Here is an 18,589-nt window from a genome sequence, read left to right as displayed (position 1 = left end):
TCATTTCCTTAACTTCACACTATAAAAACGCATTTCATCTAACGAACCTTCAAATTCAAATACTTCTTGTTTAATTAATTGTTTCAAGCGATATTCTAAGAATGTATCTCCAACTAATTGTTCAACAAGACCAAGTGCTTCACCAATTACTCTAGGAGCTTTAAGGAACTCTCGATCAGCACCCACACTTTTGGCGCATTCAATTATAAATTGATCAAAATAATCTTCCTGTACAGAATGCACTTCATTTTCTTTCCAAACTCTTAAACATTCTATGCTTTCCGATAATCTATCCCACTCATTTTCAAACTTCATGCGCTTCTCTTCAGTTAAATAAGGTAGCTTTATAAAACTTTTTTGGAATAGAGCTAAACTTTCAGGTGGTAATTCTCCCGTTCCACGAATATCATACTCTTGTTTTAATATTTCTCTACTTGCTTCAGACGTATTAATAACTCGAATGTTTTTCTTATCCTTTAATTGTGCCATTACAAAACTTAAGCCTACATGTTCATGTGCATTATCAGCCTTCCAAATTGTAATAGGCGTTTCAACAGGAATAGTATGTAGTTCTTCTATAGTTGCTATAAATCTTGATAAATATTCTTCTTCAAAATAACTATCATAAGCAGTTAAGTTATTTATTAACCACTTCTGTCTTGCTAGTTGCCCCTCATTCGTATGCAACCTATATATCGGTCCAATTGAAAAGAATTCCGAAAAAGCAACAACACTCTCTTCAAATAATTCTTCTTGACTTAACATATATTTTAAGCAACCAGCCGTTGAATCATCAAAAGCAATATGTATGTGCGTACTTTCTTTTACATTCCTTTTATAAGTAGGATTACTTGTTAATTGTTTCGGAATATCCATCAAATTTTTAATTGTATCTTCACTGTAGTTTTCTTCTAATAAGTTTAACTGTATGAGAATACTTTGAAGTAAATCTTTAGCCTCATCTTCGTACATATCCTCTACAGCATTTTTAATTTTATCTATCACACAAATCCCTCTATTCATTTCAAAAATAACGTAGATTATAGTGTATCATTTTAGTATAGTTCTTTAAAGTCAAATCCAGATTGCTACAGCAATCTGGATTTTCAACAAAAGCTTTCCTTATATTTTTGAATTGCTAAATATTTTACTTTGAAAATCTTTGTATCTAAATGTATAATTATATAAAAACAAAAATATAGGAGCTATATTTATGGATAAAGTACTTACAAATTATAAACATTACTTAAAAAATTGGAGATTTATATTTATTTGCATACTACCTACTATCGCCTTATTCGTTACTTTCTATGTCATCTTCGAACTACTGTTTCATCAAGATTTCTACTTATCTAACTTAATTTCTGCTATCATATTATTTTTAATATTTATTAACGTTAAAGATAAATTTAAAATTAAAGGCTAAAAACACTATTTCAAAATAGCCCTTTATTATTGCATCCTACTATAAAATAAGGCTCGTAGTAGATTTTCATAAAAAATAAGAGCACCCTGCAATTGGCCGCTCTTATGTGATTAGAGGTTTTTTCTGAGTATTAAGTAGGACACGAAGATCTTGTCCTACTACATAATATATGCTTGTACTTATTATTTCGTGCATGTATTAAGCACTATGTTCAGGTACTTAATATATGCATAATCATTGCTATAAAATCTACTCAAATATTTACTGTACGATTATCATATTTATAAATTAAAAAACATCCCCAATGGATGTTTTTTATCTAACATTTTAAGCTTCCATAAACTTAGCCGGTACACCAATTTTTTCAACTACAGAAGATATATTAGTAGGATTAATCATTACATTTTCAATACATACTAATTTATTTTCTAGTATCCCATTCTCTGCAGTAATAAGTTCTTCAAACCGATCTAAAGTCATTGAGAATTTATGTTCACTTCCACCATTCATACTAACTTTTACATACTTCATAGTGTCACCGCCTTTCATAATAATTTACATTTCGACAAGAAGGCGCTTACATCCTTTTTATTTACCCTTAGATTTCTCACGTTTACATGTATTTTGAGAAAAGCAGCTACTATTATTTACTCACAAAATTATTGCTAATAAGAAAGATAAAGATAAAAATGCACAAAGTGGAATATATAAACCGGTATCCATTCTAGCAAAGTGTGTATCTTTTTGTCGTTTAAAGATACCAAAATAATTAAACTCACCAATTACTCTAATAGAAAAGACGATCATACAAATCCAGGAACCGACTTGAATAATAACATTAGGAACTGCAAAATGAAAAATTTTTGCTTGTTGCAACAAAATTATTGCTGCCATACTTAATAATAATGCAATGAACAATGTCATTCCGGCGCGAGGTGTAAACGCCTTTTCCCCTGATTTAGTTGGAATAACACTATTTGTCCCCCAATTACCTCCGAAAGCCCAATATACATGTAAAAAGCTAACTAAGAATAATATACAAACAGATATATATGTAATGATAAGCATTTTATCCTCCCCTTATTTTAGTTCCTATCTATAAAATATGCTATTCCCCTCCGCAATAGCAACCTTCATTTCATTACATAAAAAAACCGTAATGATTCATCAATATTAAGATAAGTCATTACGGGGTTATTAAACTTCATTATGCATTATACCTATTTCTTCGGCGTTCCATCCTTGTTTGACCTTGAACTGCATTTTCTTTGTATGGATCTATTTGCTCTGTCATTTCATATGTTGCAACTGGTTCTTCGTACTTATACTCATGGATTTTTTCTGGCATTTTACTTTTAGATTCTTTTCCACCAAACTTAAATAGTTTTATCCTTAATTTCGGTAATCTTGGAAGACGAATCTTAAATGATAATCTTTTGTGTTTCTTTTTTGGTCCAAGTAGATTTATATTTTCTTTATTATTATCTTTCTCTTTGCGGTGAATGAACATCGCGAGTAATCCTCCTATTACAAGTCCTCCAATTAATAGTAATATATATACATAATGGCTTGTCATTAAACTCGTTATGCGTTCAAGTATGACTAACGACTGTACTTCTTTTATATCCCATAGTAAAGCGGCCCATAATGAGAATAAGCCCAAAGTAAGTCCATATGTACGAAAACGGAATAAACATGGAATTAACGCGACACATGCAGCAATTTTCGCATTTGCTATGATTGAGCTTGTTGCAATATCCTGATGCCAAATAACTAACAGTAATGTTATAAATGGCGCATACGCTATCCAGCTGCATATACGTGAATACATCTTTTTAGCAAAATAACTACCGAAACTAGTAAAAAATAAAAGCCCTCCAATATATATAGATTGTTCTAGAGGGATTTGCTTTGTAAGTCCTGCAATTGGAAAGAGGCCGCTCAGTAGCATTAAGAGCACATCTAATTTCTTCACAATTCCCCATTCCTTTCAAATTTTTTCAATTAATAAAAATCGTTTTTCCATATGAAATAGTTTTTGTATTTCTAAAAAACATATTAATCCTGTCTGCACATAAAGTAAATATGTAAACGAAAAGATACTTGACAAAGGATATCCTTATTTACATAAAAAAATGACAAATCCTGATCGATATAACGAGCAGGATTTGTTTACAAGTATTTAAAGTAGAATAATTGAATCTTTCTTTTCTACTTTTACTACATCTACATCCAATTCATCATTAAATTCTTTAAACTCTCTTGCATCTATGTCAGTAATATAACTCTTTATTATCTTTTCCATATGCATGGAATATGTCATGTGTACATTCTTTTTCGAAAGCATACTAGAATTACAGCACATGTAATGTATCATTTTAGCGATATAATCCCTTTCTACAGGTTTTACACCTAATGGTAGAATTTCAAGTATATATCGCTGAAAAATCCCACTACAATTAAGTGAATATTCACCAGTGCTATAATACATCCCTTTTTGATCTGCATATAAGCCAATGCTATCTAGAGCATCATCAGATTCTATTACACCGTAACTTGGTACATCAAAACCTGTATTTATTCTAATAATATTTAAATTTGGAACCTTTAACACCTCTGGAACAATATCAGGTAAAATATCTATATTAATTTCTTTATTTTGTAACTCTTTTATCCAATATTTTCTCAAATTTGCATCTACAATGAAGTAAACTTGTTTATTTTGTTCTTTTGCATATTGTACAATTTCCATTAATGTTTCGAAAACATATTGTTTAAAAAGAGCTCCCATATCATTTCTCTTTGATGGTTGTGGTAAAAATGCATTATGTTTATTTATATTTAATAATACGTAATCAATCGTTTGCCACTCTGTACTCCCATATAATTTATATAAAATTTCTTTTCCTTTTATTTTTGAAAAAATAGGTAAGAAATCGAATTTCGATATTCGTTCAATTGATAAACTAACATATGTACAAGGTAGATTTATCTTATTCCAACTACGCCTCAAAAATCCTTTTTGTTCTAATAGACTAAAAACACTATTTACAATTGTTTTACGAGATACATTTTGGCCTATAAATAAATTAATAAATGTTGAAATACGGTTTGTTCGTGCAAATCCCTCTCTAATGATTTGTTTTGGATCAATTTTTTCGCGTCCATCACAATTTTTCATCGCGATTAATGCTAATGTCGCATCACTGCGCTTACCCGCGGTAGCATAGACAGCTTTCTTAACATCATCTACAAGATTTGTTTTATATTTTTGGCAATATTGCATTTTATATGGATTTTGTAACACCTTTTCAATATTGTATCTCACAATCTTTAATAACACTGGAAAATCTGTATTCAATACATAAGAATTTTCACCAACTTTAGTCAAAACAATTTCGCTATCAAGTAATGCTTGTTCTATTTCCAGCGCTATATTTTCAGACCAAACTTCTAATATTAATGTCTCTAATCCTTTTGGTGCAAATAAAGGAAATAATTCATTCTTGTTATTTGTAGCTACCTTTTTACATTCTGGAAGTATTGTGAAATAAGAGAATTTACGCTGAAATTCTTTAAATAAATACTCTCTTTCCTTTACTGTTATACCCGGTTCTATTTTAGTACCTTGAACTTTATAAATTCTCTCATTGTATGGAAATAACACCCTTTTATTTTCTCCTACAATATAATCTTTCGGATATTGGAGAATATGGTCTAAATCCACCTCTCCCCCTATTTGAAAATCATCTTTTAAATTTCTAAATATCTTAATCCATTTCATGCCGGTTGTAGCTTGTTGTATTTTTAGTTTTACAAACCGTATTTTTTTATTATTTGACGCAAACTCTGAGGTAGAAATCAATATCATGCCTCGTTTTCGTCTTAAAAGTAAAGGAATATCTGGATGATTATATTCTTGATATTAAGACTGTCTTTATGAGCATTTCGTATAAGTATGATGTAACTGATTAAAGCTATTTTCAAAGACGACATATCGGCGATAATTTATGTCTATTTCTTATAGGTGTTAGCAAGTTCGTTTGCAAACTTGTTAGCACTTTTTTATATTTCTTCTATAAATAAATCCCCCTTAATATAATCTAAATTTCATATATTTACTTTTCTTCTATTTATCTTATAATTTTAATTGGGAGAGGGAGGAAAAAAATGGTTCAAATCAAAGTGACACCTGAAATGCTAGAAGATGTTGCAAATCGTGCAAGTAATACCAGGATCGCATTAGAATCTATACATAATAATTTATGTAATGAAATAGATCATTTGTGTTTTCAATGGATTGGCGCCTCTAATCAACAGTTCATTCAAATGTTCAATGATGCAAGACCAAAAGCTTTTACAGCCATTAATTCAATTGTACAAGTAGAAGAAGACTTGAAACGGAGTGCCGAAAAATTCCGTACCGCAGATGCTTCATATGACGGAAATCTTGAAGAAGGAGCAATGTGTGGTAAGTTAGATAGTGAGAAAAATGATGGCTCTTTACGTGACAAGGTTTGGCATGGTCTCAAGGAAACTTATGAGGATCTTAGTAAAGTAAAAAATTCTGATGAGTCTTTATATGATAAATTTAAACATGGTATCGATGTAGCTTATAAAGATGTGAATAAAATAAAAGAGACTATAGATGATGAAATCGAATCTGCTTTTGAAAAATCTGGATTAGGTGTCCCCTATCACTTAAAAAAGGGCGTGGGCGACGCTATAGGTGATGAATTATTAGGACTTGCAGATGCAGTTATCCATCCAATTGACACATTTAATAACACGATTGAAGCCGTTTCTCACCCAGTCGAGACGTTCAATGCGATAAAACAAACAATTTCTGATTCTTGGAATCGTGACGTTACCAATGGTGACTCGTATAGTGGTGCAGGATGGTATGGAAGCGCGGCTGGTCATACTATATTGGCTGTTGGACAACTATTCGTAGGAACAAAAGGCGTGGATAAAATTGCAATGTTGAACCCTGGCACAAAATTAGCTGAGATTTCACGAACTGCTAATCAAAGCTTGCAAGACGCTGCATCCTTATTCAATCGTAATCACAATGAGTTTGCTTTCGCTGGCGGAAATAATATACGCTCTGCATTTGATACACCTGATTTTAGAAAAGCTGAAGATACTATTTTATCTGCTGAAAACATAGATAGATCAACCCAATATAGTCCACGTGTATTTGATGGTGATTTAAAGCAACACGAAGACAAAGGTGGACATTTAATGGAAAAGCATGTTGAAATATCTAATGAAGCATTGGCTCAACGCTTAAAAGACGATCCCGATATCACAGGGTCTTCATCTTTTAATAATTTAGAAACAGCCCAAAAAATTGCTGATGAAGTGTTAACCAATCCTCGAAATATACGTAAAATAGAAAGGTGGTTAGATGATCCCTACAGCCCGCCAACTCTAGCGTTTAGGTATAGAGGTGATGAAGTTATTGGTCGATCTATTGTAAGAGGATCTGAAAATATTTTAGAGGTAACTAATGCTAAAATTATCTTAAAAAAAGACGGACAAGGAAGTTATATTCGAACAGGATATCCCGTAAGATAGAAATTTAGGAGGATACTTATGAATGATAAAGATTATATGTATGAAGAAGTAAGTGATTTTTTAGACGGAACATTTCATCAAGATATGGGAACAGTAGAAAAAGCCTTAAATGAATTTATAGAAGAAGCTCACAAAGTGTGTATAGAAAATACTGTAAAGTACATAACTGAATTTTTAAAAAGTGATTTATCCACGCAAGAAAAAGAAGCGTTCATTGAATATTATACTGAAATTTATTTTCCTTCTTTAAAACTTAATCCTATAGAATGGCTTGAACAAACAGTTGAAACGTTAAAACAAGCATTAAAAAATCATTAGTAAAAATCGACCGCCCGTAATAGGCGGTCTTTTCTTCGTATTACATAACAAAGCCGTCCAATTAAGGGCGACTTTGTTATACATCAAACTATTCTTTTGTGAGAAATAACATCATATATAATTCCATTTTCTTGTGAACTTCACAAATTATTCCTAAAAGAATATCATATTTTGGTAGTGCATTTATTATTCATTTTTCAAAGTATGTTTGTATGACATAATCATTATCAATGAAATTAAATAGATACTTCTGAAAGAAATCTATTATATCGTAGCAGGAGTTATATTTACAGCTGTAATTTTACAAGTTGAAATAGCAAACCTAACGGTTGTAGTTGGATTTATAGGTAATGTACCTAGCACTATACCAAGTCCTGTTTGTTCCACGTTAAAATCTGCTGCAATAGAACCATTAATTGCCAAAAGACTTACTGTAGACCCAATAAACACATCCAATAATTGTCTAATTGGTCGTTCACGACATTCACACTCACATCCTACATCGACAGGTGGAAGTAATGTGATAGGTGGTCCTGGTGGTAAAAAACCTACCCCTGTTACATCAGAAATATTAACCACGAAGGTTGTGGTGCCATCTGTAACTGTAACTAAAAAATCATTTACGGAAGTGATAGTAAATAGAAAGAAAAGTGGGGGCGTGTTTGGTGTGTCTGCAATAGTGCCGAGAATCACAGTTTCTCCAATAAGTTGTTGTAAGACGCTTTGCATAGGTAAAACACAGCAATCACACAGACAACCTTCAGTCCCTCCCGTTGGACCTGTTATCCCTGTCGGACCCGTTACTCCTGTTGGACCTGTTATCCCTGTTGGACCCGTTATCCCTGTTGGACCCGTTACTCCCGTTGGACCCGTTATCCCTGTTGGACCCGTTACTCCCGTTGGACCCGTTATCCCTGTTGGACCTGTTATCCCTGTTGGACCCGTTACTCCTGTTGGACCCGTTACTCCTGTTGGACCCGTTACTCCTGTTGGACCCGTTACTCCTGTTGGACCCGTTACTCCCGTTGGGCCTGTCCCTCCTGTTGGACCCGTGGGGCCGGTTGGTAAAGTAAATGGTGGGATTGGCGGGAGTGTGGGACCAATTAAATTTGGGGTTAATGCATTAGTTTGAAATATCCCATTTGTTTTTTGCATTTCATTTTTATCAAACACTTAACTACCTCCTATGAGTGTACTATACTGTGGTATGACAGTTATCTTACATATACATAAACTTCATTTATCGTAATATAATATGTTTTCCCTATACTATTGTGCACCTTAAATTGTAGTGAGCCGTTCACATTTAACTTCCCATCAATTGTAAATCCCTCACCTGCATCTACGAAACCAGCAACATCTTTGTCCTGCCAAGATGGAGCATCATAGAAACGTAGATTGTTAACTTTTGAAATAACGCGCTTTCCAACAATAGAAGAATCTACTGTACTTTTCTTGTTAAACTTCACATAAGATGGATCGTTCTTAATCCACTGATCTCCACCAAGATTTAACCACCCTTCTTTTTCAGCCCACACAATATAAGACTCTGGTTTGTTTAACTGACGAATCTTAGAATAGCTTGTGCCAGGTCCTTTACGTAAATTAACGTTATAACCTTCAATATAAGCAATCCCATCTGTTACGGATGTCGGTACTTCCGCCGGTTCAGATGGCTTCTCAGGAACAGAAACATCTACACTAGAATTATTATATGCTCTTTGTACATCTGCTCTAAATTGAGATTCTGAAACACCATGAGACTTTAAGTAGTCAATTGGATCTTCATGATCCGTACCGCCAAGGTAATGAGTTACATCGCTGTGTGTCCATAATCCTTTTTCTACAGATAACCCACGGTCACGTAAGATTTTAGCTAGTAACTTAACGTATTTGTCATAGCTGCGTTTGAATTTTGTATAATCCGCTGTTTCGCATAACTCTACATGTACAAAGCGCTTATTCGCAGCAGGACCGCCGCCATAAGCAATGTATTTTGTATCAGCAATTTGGATTGTTTCGTCCCAATCGACTGCATAGTGAACAAATGCATTTCTCCATGTACGAGACTCATATTTTTGAATGTTAATAGCTGGAGCTTCTGGAGTTGCTGTAGAATGTGCCACAACTCCCTCATAAGCACCTACACCATAACGGTATGGTTGTTTTGGTAAATCAGGAATAATAAGCGTTCTATCAGCAAAAGCACTTGTAGCAAAAGAAACAGCAAGTACTAGAATCATAAGTAACGAGGTAATATGTTTCATTGTCTTTTTCATTTAGCATCAACATCCTTTTTCATAATTTTTGTGTGGTCAAATAATCCACTTGCTGACAGTCCAATGATGATTCCTTGAAATACATTTGTTTTGATATCTCCGTCCAAAAATAAAACGCCTAGCACAATGCCAAGCGTTAAATTTAATAACGGAACATACTTTGTTTGTAATCCAATTGTTTTTCCAATTTGTGAAAGACCAACTACAATTCCAATTATTACAGTAATTTCAAACATTACATACCACCTCCTTTCATTAAGAAAGTGAGAATGCCACCAACAATTCCGCCAACTATAAGTCGCAAAATCCAGGTAGTATTGGCGCTGATTTTATCTAGCTGTTTGTTGATATTGATAATGTCTTTCTCGTTACCTGTTGTCCTCATTTCTAAACTTTTAATCTCTAAGCGAATGTCCTTAATATCTTGCTTTATTTCTTGAACATCACTTCGTACATCTTGTAACGCTTCCACTTTGACCACCCCTTTTTAGGCAATAAAAAAAGACCAGCTTATGGCTGCTCCGGTTTCTTATCAATTAAATTTTGAAGTAACAGTTGTTCTAAAACTTCAATTCTACTGTTCATTTGTTTATTTTCTTCTTTTAACTCTTGAATTTCAGCATCTTTCGCTTGTTTTTCTTCTTGAAATGCCTTTATTTGAATTGCTACTGAAGAATATATTTCAGCTGCATTTCTTGTTTTTGTAACAAAACACTCAGGAGTATTTTCATCATCTGCAATCCACCCATAGTGAGTTTCTATATCGTTTGTTGTAAGAATTGGGTCCCCTTCAAAACGATTCATTCGCTTCTCATATAAGTCTTCTATATCTGTTTTCAAGTTGTATTGTTGGATTTGAAGTGCCATAATTTTTTCTATTGCGCTAAACTGCACGTCACGAATATTTGTTTTGTATTCACGTTTCGATGCCGTTTGAAAAGCTGATGCTGTAACAGCGTTATATGCACTTCCTGACCCATTTTTAACCTGAAGTGTTTTATATCCCTCAACGTTACCATTTCGTAGCATTACTGTTTGGAATCGAAGGTCTGTTTCAGCGTTGGGCGTTGCAACTATATCAAGCATATTTTTACCTTTTAAGTTGAATACAATGGAAGACTGGCTGTCCATCCATACGGATTTAGATCCACCTTTTAACGTTATTCCACCAGCAGAGTCTACCCAAAATGCGTTCGATGGATTAGATACTGTGAAGGTAGCACCGTTGGCTACTTCAACCCAATATGATCCATTTTTTGCATACTGACTTATACCTTTTCCAGAAGTGATAATTGTATGCCCACCAGAATTGACCTCTGTATTTTGATTACTTTTCATAAACAAAGCCCCACCAGTAAGAATATCTACGTGGCTAACAGAATCTAAACGAATTGTATTAGTATAGGCGCTAAATTGTTTATCAGACCTTAGGGTAACTCCGTTATTACCAGTAATATAAATATAGTTATCTCCATTAAGAGATACATCCCCTTTTGTATCCACATTTAATTTAGCGCAATAATGTGGAGTTTGATCCGCATCATAACCTTTTACAATACCAAAGCTACCGGTATAGTAATTTTCTCCTTTCACTGGGAATTGAGATATTGTTAAAGTACCATCGCGGAAACGTGATGTATCCACATCATCATGCATAAGTATTGTTGGTTGTATTTGGCTATCAACAGCTCTTTTGTAATAACCAATAAACATTCGATTTAAATTTGACTCCATCAAACGGATGAATTGCTTTTCTATGTGAACGTAGTTAGATCCGTTGTCTGTGCGTAATGTGGACCCAGTAATCACACCACCACGAATCAACTCAGCGACTAAACCTTCACCCGTCATTGCTGTTTTATACGTTTTTCCTCCATCAGCACTAACGCCGATACCGCCACTTGTAAGTCTTACAATAAAGTTGGGGTTTACTTTACTACGCGCGATAATGCCACCATTTTCAGGATATTCCAATTCGGTCATACTATCATTTATTGCTTTAGAAGCCCTACGAATACTTTCACTTAATAATTTATCTGGTATACCTTGTAATAACTCATCAACATCACTTTTAACACCACTTAATTCACCTTTTATAGATTCATTGTCAGCCTGTAGATCAGAGACGAAAGAAGAAGTACTCTTCTTAAGATTACCTATGACAACAGAGCTGTTTTTCGTTTGTTCAAACGGATAGTCAACATATTCAATAATCCTAGCTTCATAATCGACGTTTAGAACTTCATGTATAACAAAACCGCTATCACCAAGAGAAATCACATCGTAATTGAATCCTAGTTTTTTTAAATCTGTTATTTCAAGTTCGATAGTGACATTAGGCTTATCATTTAATCGTTTTTTCATTTCCGCTAGTAAGTTTTCGTAAACTGTAAACCTTTCGTCTCGTACTGGATTCGCATGTCGAAGTCCAAATTTCGTAGCGTTCGGACTTGTATACACAGCAAATAAATTATCTTTTCCGTAACCACGAATATAAGTACTTAACCCTTTGGTATCGATTGTTTCTTTTATGTCTTTAATGTTGTACTTTCTTCTAAATTGAAAATCTGTTTTGTTTCCAATCTGATTTTTAAAAATAACTTGAGTTCCTAAAACTTCAAACTCTACACCATATGCATCTAACGCTTTATTTAAAAGACTTATAACATTCCCATCACCGAACGATTCAAACTCTCGTTTTGGAACGTCAGCGAGAACAATAGGCGTGTATTTTGTATCTTTGAATATTAAACTAGCTATTTGCTGTAATGATTGTGTATTAGTGACTGTATCGTAGACGTATTGATCTATTAAATCGAAAAACGTGTGAATGGCAGTAACTATTTTGACAGGGATGTCTCCAATTACTCGCTTTTCACACGTTTTTACGCGATATTCATTTTCATCTGCACCAATAATACTTTCTTCTGCAATCATATTGAATGCATCACTCGATGTATAAGCGTTACCAGGGGTATCAAAAATCATAAATGATATATAATGATCTCCGTTTACTCTCCTGTATCGTTTAAAATCTATAAAATCTGTAAATGCTTCTGTATTCCCTTGTAGATCTGTTACGTAAGGTAGTTTGTCCGTAGTAATCACCCCCATTATATGTGATAAGAACGGAAACGGAATTCAGTACTATAAACTCCTGAAGCGCCGGTTATTTTGAAATTATTATCTCCGGGAGCCAGGGATATGATTTGATGATTTGTATCCCTGAAAATCGAGATCCCGCTTTTGGTACTTCTCACATATTTCATTTCTATTATGTCTGATGTTAATGAGCTTCCGGTATATTGCCACTTTTGCAATGTCGTAGTATTTTCTATTGTTAAATTTGTACTTGCTCCACGAAAACGGATGATAAAAAATTGCCGAGAGTCTCTTAAATCTACATATTCATCACCTGGATTGTTTAGAGTGAACGTAGAGGAATTGAGAAACTCTTTTAACCAAATAGAAACACTTTCTCTATATACATTCGTTGCAATAAATTCAATTTCACATCGCCCAATTACATGATTTATATTTTCTGGAGTAAATACTCTAGCTCTTACTAAAGTTCTAATATTAGGCTCTCTACTATCAGTAATATAGAATTCCTTTTTGCTGTAAAATAGCTTAAATATTTTATTTCGTAATGAAATGTAATCAGATTCAGATTTTGGTTTAAAATCAATACTTGCTGTAGCTGTTCTCTCTCTACCTTTTGCCCCTACATTTATTTTTCCATCTAAACCATCTACTTCTGAAAAAGCTGGGTCAAAATCAGGGGATGAAAAATCAAAACCTTTTACCCTTATCCCTAATTGATTTGTTCGGTAAATAGTTCCGTCTAGATGTTCAATAATCAAATCCAATCATTTCACCCCTTATTCCCGCGCATAATATTATTTATATCAACCTTGTTCCTTAATTCTTGATCTATAATATCGAGCATTTTATATGCATCGTTAGGGTTGTTACCTTGGTAATTAAGCGTGAGATTAACCGAACCACCACCGCCTAAAGCTCCACCAATACCTCCTGCTTTTTCTCCGCCAGACAGAGGTGTTACTTTCACACTACCTCCACTTTTCGAAATAAGCTCTGGACCTGCTTCACCAACAATTGCATTACCATTCCCCATGATATTTCCGCCTTTTGCTAGGTATGGAATGTACGGAATGATCGGTGCGCTTACACCAGGAACCATGTTTAAAGCTCTAGCTGGAAGATTGAAGGCTTGAATGAATTTATTGATTAAATATATAGCACTGTTAATCGTAGCTTTAATGCCTGATATAATTCCATTCCAAGCTTGTACAGCTCCTATTTTCATAGCTTCAAAGGCATAGACTACTTTGTCACAAATCCAGTTAACTGGAGTCATAATCGTATCTATGATTCCATTCCACACTGAAGAAGCTACTTGATTGATACTTCCCCAAATATTAGCTAAGGTATTCACAACGCCATTCCAAATATCACCACTAGTAGAGGCAATCCAATTCCAAATCTGCGAAATTGTGTCTCCTATACCGTTAAAAATAGGGATTACAAAATCCTTAAGTTTATTCCAATATTTAACAATAAGATTAATAACACCATTCCAAACATAACTCGCTGTTGATGAAATACTTTGCCAAACTGATACAAGGAAATTAGAAATAAAATCCCATACAGTGATAGCTGTTGATGAAATTACATCCCACACTGTATTAAAATAACGTACTATGGTGTTCCATATATTGATTGCAGTCGTTTTAATCCATTCCCATGTCCTTGATAGGAATTTTGAAATATAATCCCACACTGTAATTGCAATCCCTTTAATAGATTCCCATATACTTAATAAGAAACTAGAAATATAATTCCATACAGTGATACATGTACTTAAGATGGCATCCCACACTGAAATGATGAAATTCTTTATACTTTCAAAGATAGGAGTTGCAAAATAAAGAATTGCTGTCCAAATTGCTTGAAGGTATTGCGAAATGAAAGTCCATACCGTTTGAATGACAGTAGAAATTCCGTTCCATATCATACCGAAGAAATTAGCAATTCCTTCCAAAATTGGTGTAAGGAATGCCGCAATTCCATTCCAAATTCCCATGAAAAAGTCAGAGATAGATTGCCAAATTTCTATAGTGGTATTCTTAATGCTATCCCACGTTTGTACAGCTAATTGCTTAATCCCTTCCCATATCCCTATAAAGAATTCAGTAATACTTTGCCATATTTCAATGGACCTCGTTTTTACGGACTCCCATGTATTTGCAAAAAAATCGGTTATAGATTGCCATATCTCCACTGCTTTTGTTTTAATCTCTTCCCAGGTTGTTACAAAGTATTCCTTTATGTCATTCCATAATCCTGAGAAAAAATCAGTTAGACCATTCCAAATCTCTTGTGCTGTAGTAGTTATATATTCCCATGACGAAATTAAAAATGCTGATATTTCATCCCAGTATCGATAAATCAAAACACCTGCAAGAACTACTGCAGCTACAATTAGAGTGAAAGGATTAGATAGAAACGCTAAGTTTAACATCTTCATGCCTTTTACTACTAAAGAAAATGCCGGCATCAAATTTGATAATGCGAATGCAAATTGCCCTAAAATAAGTAACAGTGGTCCTAGAGCCATCAAGACAACACCTACGATTGCAACTGTTTTTTGCATAGAAGGTGATAAGTTATTAAACCAATCAGTCACAGTTTTTATAGCTGATGATACTTTTGGGAGTATTATTAAAGCCATATCGATTAATATCTTTCCTAACGGCTCTAAAGCTAGTCCTGCTTCACGGATAGCCTTTTGAAGCTTCACACTGAATGCTTCTTGTGCTTGCTTCTTCATTTTATCCATAGCACCAGTTGTATCGCCTAATCCGCCATTTATATTATTCAGACCTAATACTACATCGGCGCCCATATCTTCCCATTTTGTCAATTTGTTATCGTAAAGGCTTTTTATCCTCTACTTCCGGGGATTCCTCCGCATTATAGGATGTTAATTCATCCTCGGTTCGGCATACGTTTTCACTTGTAAAGTGTCGCGGTCTCGTGGAGGGATTATATCTTTTCACCCTCTATGCTCTGCCCCTGACTATACTTTGCATAGCCTTCGGTTCAAGTTAGGAATCTCACCCTTCTTGCTTAATACCGCAATTTTATTTCGGCACAATTTATCATCTACCGAATAAAGCTACACCAATTTGATTCGCTTTTACTTTGTCGTCCATTTTGCTCAAGTCACCTAGTACAGCATTAAATACATCAGCAGTAGTTGCTTTACCATCATTGAACGCTGCCCAAACACCTTGTGTTTCTTTTGATAACTCACCAAAACCATCAGAAACACCTTTTGATCCATCTTGAACACGAATACCAAACTCTTTTACTAGATCGTTAATGTAGTCTAAATTATAGGAACCATCTTTAGTTCCATTTGAAAGTATAGTGAACATCTCATCGGCAGTGAATCCCGCTTGCTTAAATAGTGGCGCGTATTCACTTAAGTTATCAAATAGTTCATCAGAATAATTAAGACCATTCTGAGCGCCTGCGGCAAGTAAATCGAATGTTTCCTGTGTAGACAAACCGAACTGTGACATCAATTGTCCTGCACCACGTGTAGCTTCATTCAAATCAACATCGTACATTTTCGCTAGTGTTAAGACATTCTCTGTAGCTCCTTGTAATTCCTCATGCGGAACATCCCTCATATTTTGGTAAACTTTAGTCAAAGCAAGATTCACTTCATCTAAATTCTCACCAAAGCCTTCTTTCCATACATTTTTTACAATTCCATTTAAATTTTCGGCACCTTTTGCTGTTAGACCTAATGAAGCTTGTAATTTATGCTGAGAGCTATCTACATCGGATGCCATTTTTATTGCCACGCCACCAACAGCTGCCAATGGTAAAGTAACGTACTTACTCATCGACTCTCCGGCGGTTTGCAATCCTGCTCCGACTTTTTGTAATTTACTTTGAACCTCATTTAATCCTGGTTCTATACTTCTAGAATTTATGAGGGTATCAATAACTATACTTCCATCTGCTGCCAATATATCACCCCCTTATTTTAAAGAATGAGCAAGGTTGTCCCATTTTTGGTCTAACGCTGCGATTTGTTCAGATTCAGAAGAATAGCCATCGTTATTTAAGCTATACAGTTTTTTCATTTTGATAATATGATCTCGTTCTTCTTGAGAGCATTTATTTAAAGAAGGAACTTCCATTTCTCGATAACCAACAACAGTTTTGAATTTTGATTTATCACTTAAATGAGTTAATAGTTGTAAAAATTTATACCAGTGCAATTTGCCATGCTGTTCAAATAAATCCATTCCATACTCATTAAAAAAAGACGCATATATAATTCCTGCGTCTTGTTTAAAATCAAATATTGTTTTAGGATTCTTATCAATTTTGTCTACATCAATATCCAAGAACTCTTTTAAGAGAAATTTGTATAATGAATGCCACTCTTCCAAGCTCTCAAACTTCATTTCTTTATATTTTGGTACTAATATTTCAAAAGCTAAATCAATTTTTTCAGCACCTTGGAAGAATGGATCATCAAATGATTCAAACATACGCAGTACATTATCGAACGATAAGTCTACATGATATCCTTCTCCTTTGTATTCAAAGGAATCTTCAAATGTTGAAGTTAATAAAAAGAGACTCATTTTCTACCTGGTTTTACATACTTCTTTTTCTTTTCGTCGCGGATATTAACGGTTTTCTCTCCAATCAAGTCTGATAAGTAAGTAACTAATTCAGCTAAATTAATGATTGAACGACCAGACGCCTCGTAAATATGTTCAAATGAATCTTTACCAAGCATAATTTCAATCACTTCTTTAATTCGTTGTAATTGTTTATCAAAAAATTCTTTTTGTTCTTCTTTACCAAAACTTTCTATATCGGAACTGCTATCTTCTTGCATTTCTTTTCCGTACTTATTAAAGGACTCTTGATATTCAAATACTTTGTCATCATTTAAATCGATACGAAATACCTTTCCTGCTATTTCAACTTCTTCATATGTCTTTTTAAATTCAAACTTTTTCATTGTATTCCCTCCATATAAAAAAGAGAAGGCGTTATGCCCTCTCTAAACTGTTTTCGCTGGTGATGGTGTGTATTTTGGTTTTCCATTGAAATGAATTTCTACTGATATTTCGCCTTTTGCATTAGCATCCCCAGATGGTCCTGAGGGATTTGCAATTGTAACCCAACCTTCAAATGTACTTCCATCTGGTAATGTCCAACGAAAATCAGTTTCACGACCTGAACCCAATTCTAATAATTTACTATAGATAAAATCTTGCGCCTTATCTCCAAACTTTCGATGACCACTAAATGTAATAATCAATTGTCCCCCTGCCACTGTAGAAGAACCATATCCATCGCCATCTAAATACGTATCTTGTAACACATTATCATTAGGTTGCGGGTCAAAATTGTTAAATCCTGCTGCAAGTCTTGCATAAGTAGGCGTTCCCGCCCCAGGCACTGTATTGATTTCAAATTTATGTTTAGATTGTAATAATAAACCTTCTCCTGTGTTAGTCATTAAACCGCTCTCCTTTCGAGTTCAGCATTAAATAATGCTGTGTAGATATATTCGTTATGATCTGTTTTTTCAACAAAATTAGGAGATACATAAGTCGAACAATCTATAAAATAAAAGCTATCATCATTACTTTTAATATCATCGCTTTCTAAATCGTCTAGGACGTCAGCAATTGATTGGATTGTATTGATGGCTTTTTTATGATCAGTATCTTTAACAGATATTTGGAAAGAGAATAATTCTATCTTGTCTTTATTTAAATACCTATTATTAGTTGAAGAAGGTGTTTGTCTAATGGATATAGAACTATCTTTATCGGTAAGAATACCTACAGACAAAGGAGCATTTAATGTCACTTTTGTAGGCAAGAACTCAACTAATCTAAAAATGAAATCCATAAAC

At 34.1% G+C, this 18,589-nt stretch carries 19 protein-coding genes and 1 pseudogene; 3 read left to right on the top strand and 17 right to left on the bottom strand.

Annotation, left to right across the window (positions count from 1 at the left end; translation table 11 throughout):
* Complete coding sequence (locus AC1Q8L_RS15095) at window positions 1-1,005, bottom strand: DUF1835 domain-containing protein (protein ID WP_000565684.1); 1,005 nt, start codon at window positions 1,003-1,005, stop codon at window positions 1-3.
* Window positions 1,006-1,213: 208 nt separating this feature from the next.
* Between AC1Q8L_RS15095 and AC1Q8L_RS15090 the strand changes: the two genes are divergently transcribed.
* A complete protein-coding gene (locus AC1Q8L_RS15090) occupies window positions 1,214-1,426 on the top strand; it encodes a hypothetical protein (protein ID WP_000362073.1) in 213 nt (70 codons plus the stop codon).
* Window positions 1,427-1,753: 327 nt separating this feature from the next.
* On the opposite strand, the gene AC1Q8L_RS15085 is transcribed toward AC1Q8L_RS15090, so the two are convergent.
* From AC1Q8L_RS15085 to AC1Q8L_RS15070, 4 genes are all read right to left on the bottom strand, one after another.
* Window positions 1,754-1,957, bottom strand: coding sequence for a hypothetical protein (locus tag AC1Q8L_RS15085; protein ID WP_000878368.1), 204 nt, complete (start codon window positions 1,955-1,957; stop codon window positions 1,754-1,756).
* Between the two features lie 120 nt (window positions 1,958-2,077).
* The gene (locus AC1Q8L_RS15080) at window positions 2,078-2,494 is read right to left on the bottom strand and encodes a DUF3995 domain-containing protein (RefSeq protein WP_000905591.1); all 417 of its coding nucleotides are present in this window, start codon (window positions 2,492-2,494) and stop codon (window positions 2,078-2,080) included.
* A gap of 139 nt (window positions 2,495-2,633) precedes the next feature.
* Window positions 2,634-3,401 (bottom strand): DUF3959 family protein, encoded by a 768-nt coding sequence (locus AC1Q8L_RS15075; RefSeq protein WP_000732179.1) that lies wholly within the window; start codon window positions 3,399-3,401, stop codon window positions 2,634-2,636.
* A gap of 207 nt (window positions 3,402-3,608) precedes the next feature.
* A complete protein-coding gene (locus AC1Q8L_RS15070) occupies window positions 3,609-5,291 on the bottom strand; it encodes an RNaseH domain-containing protein (RefSeq protein ID WP_000626126.1) in 1,683 nt (560 codons plus the stop codon).
* 305 nt (window positions 5,292-5,596) lie between these two features.
* On the opposite strand from AC1Q8L_RS15070, the gene AC1Q8L_RS15065 reads away from it, so the two are divergent.
* Both AC1Q8L_RS15065 and AC1Q8L_RS15060 read left to right on the top strand, forming a co-directional pair.
* Complete coding sequence (locus tag AC1Q8L_RS15065; RefSeq protein ID WP_097996893.1) at window positions 5,597-7,006, top strand: WXG100 family type VII secretion target; 1,410 nt, start codon at window positions 5,597-5,599, stop codon at window positions 7,004-7,006.
* Between the two features lie 18 nt (window positions 7,007-7,024).
* Window positions 7,025-7,324, top strand: a complete 300-nt coding sequence (locus tag AC1Q8L_RS15060) for a contact-dependent growth inhibition system immunity protein (protein ID WP_000998176.1) — start codon at window positions 7,025-7,027, stop codon at window positions 7,322-7,324.
* Between the two features lie 264 nt (window positions 7,325-7,588).
* On the opposite strand, the gene AC1Q8L_RS15055 is transcribed toward AC1Q8L_RS15060, so the two are convergent.
* The 12 genes and pseudogenes from AC1Q8L_RS15055 to AC1Q8L_RS15000 all read right to left on the bottom strand — a co-directional run bounded on the left by AC1Q8L_RS15055 (window position 7,589) and on the right by AC1Q8L_RS15000 (window position 18,585).
* Window positions 7,589-8,497, bottom strand: a complete 909-nt coding sequence (locus AC1Q8L_RS15055; protein WP_492331398.1) for a collagen-like triple helix repeat-containing protein — start codon at window positions 8,495-8,497, stop codon at window positions 7,589-7,591.
* Window positions 8,498-8,538: 41 nt separating this feature from the next.
* Window positions 8,539-9,603 carry an N-acetylmuramoyl-L-alanine amidase gene (locus AC1Q8L_RS15050; RefSeq protein ID WP_097996892.1) on the bottom strand — a complete coding sequence of 355 codons (1,065 nt, stop codon included), beginning with the start codon at window positions 9,601-9,603 and terminating at the stop codon, window positions 8,539-8,541.
* Window positions 9,600-9,839, bottom strand: coding sequence for a hypothetical protein (locus tag AC1Q8L_RS15045; protein ID WP_000461715.1), 240 nt, complete (start codon window positions 9,837-9,839; stop codon window positions 9,600-9,602). The genes AC1Q8L_RS15050 and AC1Q8L_RS15045 overlap by 4 nt, the downstream gene beginning before the upstream one ends.
* The gene (locus AC1Q8L_RS15040) at window positions 9,839-10,075 is read right to left on the bottom strand and encodes a hemolysin XhlA family protein (protein ID WP_000387825.1); all 237 of its coding nucleotides are present in this window, start codon (window positions 10,073-10,075) and stop codon (window positions 9,839-9,841) included. The genes AC1Q8L_RS15045 and AC1Q8L_RS15040 overlap by 1 nt, the downstream gene beginning before the upstream one ends.
* Window positions 10,076-10,113: 38 nt before the next feature.
* Window positions 10,114-12,711 (bottom strand): phage tail spike protein, encoded by a 2,598-nt coding sequence (locus AC1Q8L_RS15035; protein WP_492339463.1) that lies wholly within the window; start codon window positions 12,709-12,711, stop codon window positions 10,114-10,116.
* Between the two features lie 5 nt (window positions 12,712-12,716).
* The gene (locus tag AC1Q8L_RS15030; protein ID WP_098404252.1) at window positions 12,717-13,472 is read right to left on the bottom strand and encodes a phage tail domain-containing protein; all 756 of its coding nucleotides are present in this window, start codon (window positions 13,470-13,472) and stop codon (window positions 12,717-12,719) included.
* A gap of 5 nt (window positions 13,473-13,477) precedes the next feature.
* Complete coding sequence (locus AC1Q8L_RS15025; RefSeq protein ID WP_492339462.1) at window positions 13,478-15,550, bottom strand: phage tail tape measure protein; 2,073 nt, start codon at window positions 15,548-15,550, stop codon at window positions 13,478-13,480.
* 244 nt (window positions 15,551-15,794) lie between these two features.
* Window positions 15,795-16,478: pseudogene (locus tag AC1Q8L_RS15020) on the bottom strand (phage tail tape measure protein); the annotation flags it as partial.
* A 204-nt stretch (window positions 16,479-16,682) separates the two neighbouring features.
* Entirely contained in the window at window positions 16,683-17,297 is a 615-nt protein-coding gene (locus AC1Q8L_RS15015; RefSeq protein WP_098404258.1) for a Gp15 family bacteriophage protein, read from the bottom strand.
* The gene (locus AC1Q8L_RS15010; protein WP_025118192.1) at window positions 17,294-17,683 is read right to left on the bottom strand and encodes a hypothetical protein; all 390 of its coding nucleotides are present in this window, start codon (window positions 17,681-17,683) and stop codon (window positions 17,294-17,296) included. Before AC1Q8L_RS15010 ends, AC1Q8L_RS15015 begins: the two co-directional genes overlap by 4 nt.
* Before the next feature lie 42 nt (window positions 17,684-17,725).
* Window positions 17,726-18,187, bottom strand: coding sequence for a phage tail tube protein (locus AC1Q8L_RS15005; protein WP_025118191.1), 462 nt, complete (start codon window positions 18,185-18,187; stop codon window positions 17,726-17,728).
* Window positions 18,187-18,585, bottom strand: coding sequence for a minor capsid protein (locus AC1Q8L_RS15000; RefSeq protein ID WP_025118190.1), 399 nt, complete (start codon window positions 18,583-18,585; stop codon window positions 18,187-18,189). Before AC1Q8L_RS15000 ends, AC1Q8L_RS15005 begins: the two co-directional genes overlap by 1 nt.
* Window positions 18,586-18,589: the final 4 nt, after the last annotated feature.

The sequence above is a fragment of the Bacillus sp. GW823-FHT06A11 genome, from assembly GCF_058795355.1.
This window is presented reverse-complemented; position numbering and strand designations above follow the sequence as displayed.

What these genes read in the sequence shown, in the direction of transcription:
- AC1Q8L_RS15085 (WP_000878368.1), bottom strand. Translation starts at nt 1,957, where the DNA reads ATGAAGTATGTAAAAGTTAGTATGAATGGTGGAAGTGAACATAAATTC.
- AC1Q8L_RS15010 (WP_025118192.1), bottom strand. Translation starts at nt 17,683, where the DNA reads ATGAAAAAGTTTGAATTTAAAAAGACATATGAAGAAGTTGAAATAGCA.
- AC1Q8L_RS15000 (WP_025118190.1), bottom strand. Translation starts at nt 18,585, where the DNA reads ATGGATTTCATTTTTAGATTAGTTGAGTTCTTGCCTACAAAAGTGACA.
- AC1Q8L_RS15045 (WP_000461715.1), bottom strand. Translation starts at nt 9,839, where the DNA reads ATGTTTGAAATTACTGTAATAATTGGAATTGTAGTTGGTCTTTCACAA.
- AC1Q8L_RS15080 (WP_000905591.1), bottom strand. Translation starts at nt 2,494, where the DNA reads ATGCTTATCATTACATATATATCTGTTTGTATATTATTCTTAGTTAGC.
- AC1Q8L_RS15090 (WP_000362073.1), top strand. Translation starts at nt 1,214, where the DNA reads ATGGATAAAGTACTTACAAATTATAAACATTACTTAAAAAATTGGAGA.
- AC1Q8L_RS15005 (WP_025118191.1), bottom strand. Translation starts at nt 18,187, where the DNA reads ATGACTAACACAGGAGAAGGTTTATTATTACAATCTAAACATAAATTT.
- AC1Q8L_RS15015 (WP_098404258.1), bottom strand. Translation starts at nt 17,297, where the DNA reads ATGAGTCTCTTTTTATTAACTTCAACATTTGAAGATTCCTTTGAATAC.
- AC1Q8L_RS15065 (WP_097996893.1), top strand. Translation starts at nt 5,597, where the DNA reads ATGGTTCAAATCAAAGTGACACCTGAAATGCTAGAAGATGTTGCAAAT.
- AC1Q8L_RS15060 (WP_000998176.1), top strand. Translation starts at nt 7,025, where the DNA reads ATGAATGATAAAGATTATATGTATGAAGAAGTAAGTGATTTTTTAGAC.
- AC1Q8L_RS15050 (WP_097996892.1), bottom strand. Translation starts at nt 9,603, where the DNA reads ATGAAAAAGACAATGAAACATATTACCTCGTTACTTATGATTCTAGTA.